This window comes from Micromonospora sp. MH99 (genome assembly GCF_021442385.1).
Classification (GTDB): Bacteria; Actinomycetota; Actinomycetes; order Mycobacteriales; family Micromonosporaceae; genus Micromonospora.
This window is the reverse complement of the sequence record NZ_MUZA01000062.1, coordinates 29,868-38,908: the sequence shown is the minus strand read 5'-3', so window position 1 is coordinate 38,908 and position 9,041 is coordinate 29,868. Positions and strand designations below refer to the sequence as shown.

10 protein-coding genes and 1 pseudogene are annotated in these 9,041 nt (G+C 73.6%); 3 read left to right on the top strand and 8 right to left on the bottom strand.

What is annotated here, in order from left to right:
• The 4 genes from B0E54_RS25550 to B0E54_RS25535 form a co-directional block, all read right to left on the bottom strand.
• The coding region (locus tag B0E54_RS25550) for a glycosyltransferase family 39 protein (RefSeq protein ID WP_234588623.1) at positions 1–1,545 on the bottom strand (1,545 nt) is incomplete at its 3' end.
• Between the two features lie 44 nt (positions 1,546–1,589).
• Positions 1,590–3,059, bottom strand: coding sequence for a cell wall metabolism sensor histidine kinase WalK (locus B0E54_RS25545; RefSeq protein WP_234588626.1), 1,470 nt, complete (start codon positions 3,057–3,059; stop codon positions 1,590–1,592).
• Between the two features lie 43 nt (positions 3,060–3,102).
• Positions 3,103–3,849, bottom strand: coding sequence for a response regulator transcription factor (locus tag B0E54_RS25540; RefSeq protein ID WP_234588622.1), 747 nt, complete (start codon positions 3,847–3,849; stop codon positions 3,103–3,105).
• A gap of 101 nt (positions 3,850–3,950) precedes the next feature.
• Positions 3,951–4,181 carry a hypothetical protein gene (locus B0E54_RS25535; protein ID WP_234588621.1) on the bottom strand — a complete coding sequence of 77 codons (231 nt, stop codon included), beginning with the start codon at positions 4,179–4,181 and terminating at the stop codon, positions 3,951–3,953.
• 199 nt (positions 4,182–4,380) lie between these two features.
• Here B0E54_RS25535 and B0E54_RS25530 point away from each other — a divergent pair, with 199 nt between their 5' ends.
• From B0E54_RS25530 to B0E54_RS25520, 3 genes are all read left to right on the top strand, one after another.
• Positions 4,381–5,310 (top strand): serine/threonine-protein kinase, encoded by a 930-nt coding sequence (locus B0E54_RS25530; RefSeq protein WP_234588619.1) that lies wholly within the window; start codon positions 4,381–4,383, stop codon positions 5,308–5,310.
• 70 nt (positions 5,311–5,380) lie between these two features.
• Positions 5,381–5,806: an OsmC family protein gene (locus B0E54_RS25525; RefSeq protein ID WP_234588617.1), complete on the top strand. Its 426-nt coding sequence runs from the start codon at positions 5,381–5,383 to the stop codon at positions 5,804–5,806.
• A gap of 305 nt (positions 5,807–6,111) precedes the next feature.
• Complete coding sequence (locus B0E54_RS25520; protein ID WP_234588615.1) at positions 6,112–6,963, top strand: hypothetical protein; 852 nt, start codon at positions 6,112–6,114, stop codon at positions 6,961–6,963.
• A gap of 8 nt (positions 6,964–6,971) precedes the next feature.
• Here the strand turns inward: B0E54_RS25520 and B0E54_RS25515 are convergent, their stop codons facing one another.
• The 4 genes and pseudogenes from B0E54_RS25515 to B0E54_RS25500 all read right to left on the bottom strand — a co-directional run.
• On the bottom strand, positions 6,972–7,505 hold the full coding sequence (locus B0E54_RS25515; protein WP_234588612.1) for an ATPase: 534 nt from the start codon (positions 7,503–7,505) through the stop codon (positions 6,972–6,974).
• 177 nt (positions 7,506–7,682) lie between these two features.
• Positions 7,683–8,126 (bottom strand): response regulator, encoded by a 444-nt coding sequence (locus tag B0E54_RS25510; RefSeq protein ID WP_234588610.1) that lies wholly within the window; start codon positions 8,124–8,126, stop codon positions 7,683–7,685.
• Positions 8,127–8,197: 71 nt separating this feature from the next.
• A complete protein-coding gene (locus tag B0E54_RS25505; protein ID WP_234588608.1) occupies positions 8,198–8,545 on the bottom strand; it encodes an STAS domain-containing protein in 348 nt (115 codons plus the stop codon).
• 107 nt (positions 8,546–8,652) lie between these two features.
• A pseudogene (locus tag B0E54_RS25500) lies at positions 8,653–9,041 on the bottom strand (cobalamin-binding protein); the annotation flags it as partial.

The window sequence follows — 9,041 nt, the reverse complement described above, 5'->3', positions numbered from 1 at the left end:
GTGCGGGGTCGCGGCGGTCTGCGCCGCGTACGCCGCCGGCCCCGCCAGGGCCGCCGCCGCGCCGACGCCCAGCACCACGGGCACCAGCCAGCGGGGCAGTCGGGCGGCCAGCAGGATCAGGGCCGCGCCGAGCAGGCCGGCGACCAGCACGGCGGTACGCAGCCACGGATACCAGTCGGGGCTGCGCCCGAGCAGCACCCACGCCCACCAGACGGTGACCCCGAGGGTGGCGGCGAGCGTCGCCGTGGCGGCCAGCGGACGCCACCGCTGCCAGCGGGATGCGGCAACCGAATCGTCAACCGGGTCGGCCTGCGGGCGGCGTTCGCGCCAGAGCAGGGTGACGCCGATACCGACCAGCGCGCCGACGGCCGGTGCGAGCGCCACGGTGTAGTAGGCGTGAAAGATCCCGGACATGAAGCTGAAGATCAGCCCGGTGACCAGCAGCCAACCGCCCCACAGCAGCAGGCCGGCCCGGGTGCGGTCGGTACGCGCGGCCCGCCCGGTCACCAGCAGGCCCGCGACCAGCAGGATCAGCGCGGCCGGCAGCAGCCAGGAGATCTGACCGCCGACCTCGCCGTCGAACATCCGCAGCAGGCCGGTCTGCCCGGAGAACGGGCCGCCGCCACCGCCCATCCGCCCGGCACCGCCGCCGCCGACGCTGCCCACCTCGTCGCCGGTGATCCGGCCGAGGCCGTTGTAGCCGAGGGTCAGCTCCAGGATGCTGTTGCCCTGCGATCCGCCGATGTACGGGCGGGAGCTGGCCGGGACGAGTTCGACGATGGCCACCCACCAGCCGGCGGACACCACCACCGCGAGACCGGCCAGCAGCAGTTGGCGTACCCGCCGCCACAGCCCGGTCGGCGCGGCCAGCAGGTAGACGCCGGCGAACACGGGCACCAGCAGGAACGCCTGGAGCATCTTGGTCAGGAAGCCGAAGCCGACAAGCGCGCCGGCCAGCATGATCCACCGGGTGCTGGCCGTCTCCACCGCGCGCACCGTGGCGTACGCGCCGCCGACCAGCAGCAGCACGAGCAGCGCGTCCGGGTTGTTGAAGCGGAACATGAGCGTCGCCACCGGGGTGACGGCAAGGACGGCACCGGCGATCAGGCCGGCCACCGGCCCGTACCAGCGCTTGACGCTGGCGTACAGCACGCCGACGGAGGCGACCCCGCAGAGCGCCTGCGGAACGAGCATCGCCCAGCTGTTGAGCCCGAAGACGCGCACCGACAGGGCCATCAGCCACAGCGAGGCGGGCGTCTTGTCCACGGTGATCGAGTTGGCCGCGTCCGACGAGCCGTAGAAGAACGCCTTCCCGCTCACCGAGCCGGCCTGCACGGCTGCCGCGTAGAACGAGTTGGCCCAGCCGGAGGCGCCCAGGCCCCAGAGGTAGAGCAGGCCGGTGCCCAGGAGCAGGACCGCCAGGGCGGGCCGGGTCCAGGCCGCCGCACGGCCCGGCGGCGGCGAGTGTTCCCCGGGGCGCGTGGTCGTGCCCGGTGGCCCCACGTCGTCGGCGGGCGTGGTCGGCAGGGTGTCTGTGCTGTCCATGCCGCCAGCCTCGGCGGCCGGGCTGGCGGGACCCCGTGCGCCGACTATGCGTCAGCTGTGGGATTGGGCAGGCGGACGACGAACACGGTCCGCCCCGGCCGGCTGTCGACGGTGACCGTGCCGTGGTGGGCCTCGACCACTGCCGCCACGATCGCCAGGCCGAGGCCGGTGCTGCCGTGCGCCCGCGACCGGGAGCTGTCGCCCCGGGCGAACCGCTCGAACATCTCCGGTCGCAGCTCCGCCGGCACCCCCGGCCCGTCGTCGGCGACGGTGAGCACCGCCGTGTCCGCCTCGACGGCCAGCGTGGTGGTGACAGTCGTGCCGGGCGGGGTGTGCACGCGGGCGTTGGCGAGCAGGTTCGCCACCACCTGGTGCAGGCGGGCGGCGTCACCGGGCACCCGGATGACCACCTCGGGCAGGTCGAGCTGCCAGCGGTGCTCGGGGCCGGCCACGTGCGCGTCGCTGACCGCGTCCACCACGAGAGCGGACAGGTCGACCGGGTCCACGGCGAGCGGCCGGCCGGTGTCGAGCCGCGCCAGCAGCAGGAGGTCGTCGACGAGACGGGTCATCCGGGTGCTCTCCGACTCGACGCGGCGCAGCGCGTGCGCCACGTCGGCGGGGACCTCGTCGCGGCCGCGCCGGGCCACCTCGGCGTACCCCCGGATCGCCGCGAGGGGCGTGCGCAGCTCGTGGCTGGCGTCGGCGACGAACTGGCGTACCCGGGTCTCGCTGGCCTGCCGCGCGGACAGCGCGTCGGCGACGTGGCCGAGCATTCGGTTGAGCGCCGCGCCGACCTGGCCGACCTCGGTCCGCGGGTCGGTGTCCCCGGCCGGCACCCGGACGGCGAGCGCGACCTCGCCCCGGTCCAGCGGCAGCTCGGTGACGCGGGTGGCGGTGGCGGCCACCCGGTTCAGTGGTCGCAGCGTGGCGCGCACGATCAGCGCGCCGGCCGCACCGGCGAGGAGCAGCCCGGCGGCGGCCACGCCGGCCTGCGCGGCGACCAACGCCCAGACGGTGTCCCGCACGCCCGACAGCGGAATCGCCACGGCCAGCACGTCCCCGCCGGGAAGACGCCGCGCCACCGCGCGGACGTCACCGCCCTCGTCGAGGCCGACGGTGCGCGGCCGGCCGTCGGTGGGCAACGCGACCAGCCGCGCGGCGTCCGCGGCGGGAACGTCGGCGAGGCTGCCGTTCTCGGTGCTCCTCGTCGCCGTGGTGACACCGTCGGCGAGGCGTACGGCCAGCGAGCCCGGCGGAAAACCGCGCGGAGGCTCCGGCGGGGACGGGCCGACGCCGCCCGGACGCGGGGCGGGCCGTCCGGGGTCGCCGCCCTGGCGGAACCACGGCGGCACGTCGGCGCGCGGCCGGTCCCCCATCCTCAACTGGGCGTCGACCTGGCCGACCAGGAAGTGCCGCAGGGCGACAGTGGTGAGCCCGCCGATCGCGACGCTGACCAGGGCGAGCAGTGCCACCAGGGCGAGTACCAGGCGGGCCCGCAGCGACCGGCCGGCCAGCCACCGCCGGGCGGCGCGCAGCGGCCGGCGGCGCGGCCGTCCGTCAGTCGGCGGGTTTGAGGACATAGCCCGCGCCGCGCAGCGTGTGGATCATCGGCGGTCGGCCGGCGTCGATCTTCTTACGCAGGTACGAGATGTACAGCTCAACCACGTTGGCCTGGCCGCCGAAGTCGTAGTTCCACACCCGGTCGAGGATCTGCGCCTTGCTCAGCACCCGGCGCGGGTTGCGCATCAGGTAGCGCAACAGTTCGAACTCGGTAGCGGTGAGCGTGATGAGCTGGCCGGCGCGGCGGACCTCGTGGCTGTCCTCGTCGAGGCTGAGGTCGCCGACGGTCAGCACCGCCTCCTCCTGGGCGGCGACCGCGAAGCCGGAGCGGCGCAGCAGCGCGCGCAGCCTGGCGATCACCTCCTCCAGGCTGAACGGCTTGGTCACGTAGTCGTCGCCGCCCACGGTCAGCCCGGCGATGCGTTCCTCGACCGCGTCTCGGGCGGTCAGGAACAGCACCGGCACGGTGGGGGCGTGCTCGCGCAGCCGGCGCAGCACCTGGAAGCCGTCCAGGTCGGGCAGCATCACGTCGAGCACGACGGCGTCCGGCTGGAACTGCCGCGCGGCGCTCAGCGCCGCCATGCCGTTGCCGGCGCTGCGCACCTGCCAACCCTCGTAGCGCAGCGCCATCGACAGCAGGTCGGTGAGTGTCGCCTCGTCGTCGACCACCAGCACCCGGACCGGTTCGCCGTCGGGGCGGCGCAGTTCGATCCGGCCCGGCACGGTCTGCCCCTGGATGACCATGGCCTCCATCGTGGGCGGGTCCGCTGTGTCGCGGCTCTGCCCCACCTGTGCGCCAGCTGTGCGGCCGGGGCGCCGGGCCACCGCTCAGCCCTCGCCCGTGCTCACTCGGACACCCCGTACGCGTCGGTCCGCACGAACCGCATGCTCCACCCGCCCAGGCCGTCCGGCTGGTCGCGTTCGTAGAGGTGGTCGGGACCGGGCTGTGTCGGGCCGGTGCCGTCCGGGTGCCGCATGATCCAACGCCGTGGCGGGGCCCCGTCCGCATCGGCCGGAACCTCGCGGACCAGGCCGTCCGCGGGACCGCCCACGAAGCGTACGGTGACCTCGCTCATCGCGGTGTCCCCCTGGTGACCGTGCCGGCACGCTCGGTGCGCCCAGCCCTGGCTCGCAAGCTACCGCACCCGCCACCGGGCCGCGCCGGTGTACGCCCGGATCGGCCGCGCACGATCACCGCACGGTTTGCCCAGCTCGGACCCCGGGTACCGCGTTCGAAGGCACCCGCCGTCGGCGGGCGAGGACGAGGAGTGGTCGATGCGCACGCTGGACGGGCGGTACCAGCTCGAACAGCGTATCGGCGTGGGCGGGATGTCCGAGGTGTGGCGGGCCCACGACCGGGTGCTGGACCGGCCGGTCGCGGTGAAGCTCATCTCGCCCGGCCCGGAGGATGTGCACGACACGGTGGACCGCATCCGCACGGAGGCCCGCTCCGCCGCGCGGCTGGTGCACCCGAACGTCGCGAGCGTGCACGACTTCGGCACCTCCTCGACGCTCCCCGGCCGTCGGACGCCCTACATCGTGATGGAGCTGGCCGAGGGCGAGACGCTCGCCGCACACCTGCGGGCTGGCCCGCTGGACTGGCGCATCTCGGTACGGGTCTGCGCCGAGGTCGCCGCCGCGCTGTCCGCCGCCCACGCGAGCGGCATCGTGCACCGTGACGTGAAGCCGGCCAACGTCATGCTCACCCCGCTCGGGGTGAAGGTCCTCGACTTCGGCATCGCCACCCCGGCCGGCGTCGCGGACCCGATGCCGGACGGCATGGTGCTCGGCACCCCGGCGTACCTGGCGCCCGAGCAGCTCGACGGCACGCCCCCGACCCCGGCGGCCGACATGTACGCCCTCGGTGTGCTGCTCTACTACTGCCTGACCAGTCGGCTGCCCTACCAGGCGAGCAACGCGGCGGGGCTGCTGACGCAGCGTCGGACCCGGCCTCCGGAGCCGCTGCCCGAGATCGACGGGCTGCCGCCGGAGGTGTCCGAGCTGTGCCGCTCCTGCCTGGACGACGACCCGGCGGAGCGTCCGACCAGTCTGGTAGCCGCGCTGCTGCTGGCCGAGGCCGTGGACGCCCGGGTGTACGTGCCGATGATGATCCCCACGCCGCGCCGATCCGCGGCGACGTCGGCGTGGACCGAACGGGCCGCTGCGGAGGCCACCGAGGCGCTGTCGATGGTCGACGGGCCCTGAACCCGGGTGGCCCGGCGTTTCGCCCGCCCCCGGCCGGGTAGCCGGGCTGGTGAGTGACGGGAGGAACGCGATGCCGAGTCCCAGTTCCTGGCTGCATGAGGCCACCGCGACGGCCGAGGGCGGCCACGTACGCACCGACGACGGGGGGCTCAGCACGCCGCTGGCGTCGCCGCTGGCGGCGCACTGCACCGGCCTGAGACCGGAGCAGTTGTTGGCCGCGGCCTTCGCGTCCTGCCTGCACCACGCGGCGGTGGAGGCGGCCGGGGAGATCACGGACGAGGCGCACACGGTCCAGGTACGCGCCGAGGCGAAGCTGGGCCGCGACGACGACGGCCGTTACCGCGCCGATGTGCACGCCTCGATCTCGTCGGCCGGCCTGAGCCGCGCGCAGTTGGCCGATCTTGTCGAGTACGCCGATCGGCTCTGGCCGTTCTCCAGCGGAGACAACACGCGGCACCGACTGACCGTGACGCCGGCGGAGAACGGCCGACACTGATCAGTGCCGGTCTGCGGGCTTTCGCAGGCCCATCCGTCGGACGACCACCGTGGGCCTCCACCGTCCGGTGGAGCGGACACCCTCCGAAGAGTGGATGATCGGGGAGCGGCAGGAGCCGGTGCGGGATGCGACAGCGGTGACCGGGTTAGCCAGGCTAATCGGAAATAACCGGCTCGCCTGATCAGCGAGGTTTCACCATTTCCACCAATCTTCGCCCGATATGACAGCCATGATCCGGGCAAATTGTGGCGCATGCCACCGTACCGGCCGATGGCAGCGAGCTGTCGACTATCTAGCCTCGGCGGGTGCATCCCGTCGACCCCGCCGCCCAGAAGCTGACCGACGCGCTCCCGACCACCCGTTCGGACGACGCCGCATCAACCGAACGGACGATCGGCCGTCACCGGGCCCCCGACCCGCCGCGCCGCCCCCGACTGGGCTCCACCCCCGTCCGGGTCGCCCTGGCCACCGGCGTCACCTGCTGCCTCGGCCTGGGCGCGTTCGCCGCCGCCCAGGGCGCCGAGGACACCCCGCGGCCCGTACGACCGATGGCCGACGCGCTGGCCGACCGGGCCGCCATCGCCGACGAGCGCGCCTCCCGGTCGCTGGACCGCGACGCCGCCCCCGCCCGGGTCATTCCCACCACCCCCACGGCGTCGCCGACGCCCACCCTCACCGCCACCCGCAAGGCGCCCAAGAAGCCGGTCAAGCCCCGCCGGCCGCGCCCGGTGGCCGGGCTCGACCAGACCCAGATGGACAACGCCAAGATCATCGTGGATGTCGGCCTGGAGCTGAAGATGCCGCGCCGCGCCCTGGTGGTGGCGCTGGCCACCGCGATGCAGGAGAGCAACCTCTACAACCTGGCCAGCGACGTGCTGCCGGAGTCGACGCAGTACCCGCACCAGGGCAGCGGCGCCGACCACGACTCGGTCGGGCTGTTCCAGCAGCGGCCCAGCAGCGGCTGGGGCACGGTGGCCGAGCTGATGCGCCCGTCGTACGCCGCCCGGGCCTTCTACACCGCGCTGGCCGAGATCCCCGGCTGGGAGGACATGAGCGTCACCGCCGCCGCCCAGGCAGTGCAGATCTCCGCCTTCCCCGACGCGTACGCCCAGCACGAGGAGCGCGCGAGCACCGTGGCGGCTGCGCTCGCCGTCTGAGCCTGCGTTCAGCGGGCCGGACGCCCGCTGGGCGGTTCGGCGCCCGCGTCCCGGCCGCCGGCCGCCACCCGGGTGGCCGGTACGCCCGTTCCGGCCGCCGCCGTGGGCGTGTCGGCCGGCACCGGCTCGACGCTCACGCCGGTGAGGATCTCGTCGACCAGCGCCGCCCGGCGACGCCGCGCCTGCAACGCCTCCTCGAAGTCCCGCCGGGCCTGCACGGCGTCCGCGTACGCCTGCTCGCGCACGCGCCGGGCCTCCTCGCGGGCCTCGTCCAGCTCGCAGCGGGCCTGTGCCAGGATCTCGGCCGCCTCCCGCCGCACGGCGTCGCCGGCCTGCCGGGTCGTCCCGGCGTCGCCCAGGTCGAGCCGCTGGAGCAGCCCGCTGAGCCAGGTCGCCTCCTGGCGGATCTCGTCCCACTCGCGGGTCGCCCCGGCGGCGCCCTCCGCCCGCGCCGCGAGTCGGGACAACCGGATCCCCAGCTCATCCAGGCAGGAATCCACCTGCCGCTGGTCGTAGCCGGTCTTCACGACGGAGAACCTCATACTGTCGCCCCCAGGCAGCCGCTGTTACATCCCACCTGGATCCTCGGACGCGGCGACGACGACCGAGGCTGTTCGGGAAAATTGTTCAGCATGCGTGCGCGTCGGGCGGGCGCGGCGCGGCGACGGGCCACGTCGGCCCGGCGGCGGGGACAATGCCGACCGGCCGCGCCGGGCGGATCAGGGGCGCTTGGGCAGCACGACCACGCGGCCGAAGAACTCGTCGATGCGGCGCACCACGTCGTTGAAGTCGTCGAGGTCGATCGGCTTCGTGACGTACGCGTTGGCCTGCAACGTGTAGCTGCCCACGATGTCGGTGTCGGCGTTCGAGGTGGTCAGCACCACGATCGGAATCGTCCGCAGATCCTCGTCCTGCTTGACCGCGCCGAGCACCTGACGCCCGTCCATCCGCGGCATGTTCAGATCCAGCAGGATGACGTCCGGTCGGCGGGCCTGCACGTGCCGGCCCTCGGCGCGCAGGAACTCCATCGCCTCCTCGCCGTCGCTGACCACGTCAATGACCTTCTCGACGTCGGAGTCGGCCAACGCCTCCTCGATCATCAGCACGTCACCCGGATCGTCGTCGACCACCAGGATGCGTACCGGCTGCGGGCTGTCGCCCATCACTACCTGCCTCGGGTCGGCGGAGAAAGGAGACCGGAACGGTCACCGTGCTGGCGGGGAAATCTAGCTGATCAGGAGGCGCTCTTGAACGCCGGGTCCACCGTGTCCGGAAGGTATCGCAGCACGTCCGCCAGACCGGTGACCCGCAACACACGCTCGACCCGCCCGGTGGCGCCCGTGATCCGCAACCAACCCCCGTCGGCGGCGACCTGGTTGTCGCCGCGGACGAACACGGCCATCCCGGTGGAGTCGCAGAAAGTCAGGTCGGTGAGGTCGAGCAGCACCCGCCGCTCGCCCGCCGCGGTGAGCTTGTCGATGGCGGCAGCCAGCTCACCGGCGGTGCTCAGGTCCAGCTCACCGGCGAGCCGCAGGCAGGCCACACCGCCGTCGCGCTCGGCGTGGCTGACGCTGAACGTCACCGTTCTCCCCCTCGCTCCACCTGATGGGTGGGACGTTTGCAGTGCGGCAAGTATACGCAGGGGGGTACGACGCTCCGCAGCGCGTGGTGATCGTCCGGAGGCGGTCGTCAGAGCGCGGAACGGGACGCCGCGGGCAGCCCGGCACGGCTGCGCGCCAGCGTGTGTGACGCGCGGGGGAAGTCGCGCAGCACGGCGGCGTAGTGCTCCAGGGTCAGGTCGACAGCACTGGCCGGCACACCCCGACTCGTCAGGATCTCCACCAGCCACTGGACGAACTCGGTGAACAGCGAGGCGTCGTCGACATAGAGCGAGGCGGCAAGCGAGTCGAGGATGTGCCCCAGGTCGCTCACCGTCGAGTCGAGCTGGGTGGCCGTGTAGTCGCGGGTCGCCGGCACCCGTTCGCGCAGGTCGGTCAGCGCGCTGTCGATCAGCTCACCCCTGCGGCGCACGAGACTCGCGTACTCGTCGTCGGCCAGGTGAGCGAGCCGCGCCGGCG

What these genes read in the sequence shown, in the direction of transcription:
- B0E54_RS25525 (WP_234588617.1), top strand. Translation starts at nt 5,381, where the DNA reads ATGCCGAGTCCCAGTTCCTGGCTGCATGAGGCCACCGCGACGGCCGAG.
- B0E54_RS25510 (WP_234588610.1), bottom strand. Translation starts at nt 8,126, where the DNA reads ATGGGCGACAGCCCGCAGCCGGTACGCATCCTGGTGGTCGACGACGAT.
- B0E54_RS25515 (WP_234588612.1), bottom strand. Translation starts at nt 7,505, where the DNA reads ATGAGGTTCTCCGTCGTGAAGACCGGCTACGACCAGCGGCAGGTGGAT.
- B0E54_RS25535 (WP_234588621.1), bottom strand. Translation starts at nt 4,181, where the DNA reads ATGAGCGAGGTCACCGTACGCTTCGTGGGCGGTCCCGCGGACGGCCTG.
- B0E54_RS25530 (WP_234588619.1), top strand. Translation starts at nt 4,381, where the DNA reads ATGCGCACGCTGGACGGGCGGTACCAGCTCGAACAGCGTATCGGCGTG.
- B0E54_RS25540 (WP_234588622.1), bottom strand. Translation starts at nt 3,849, where the DNA reads ATGGTCATCCAGGGGCAGACCGTGCCGGGCCGGATCGAACTGCGCCGC.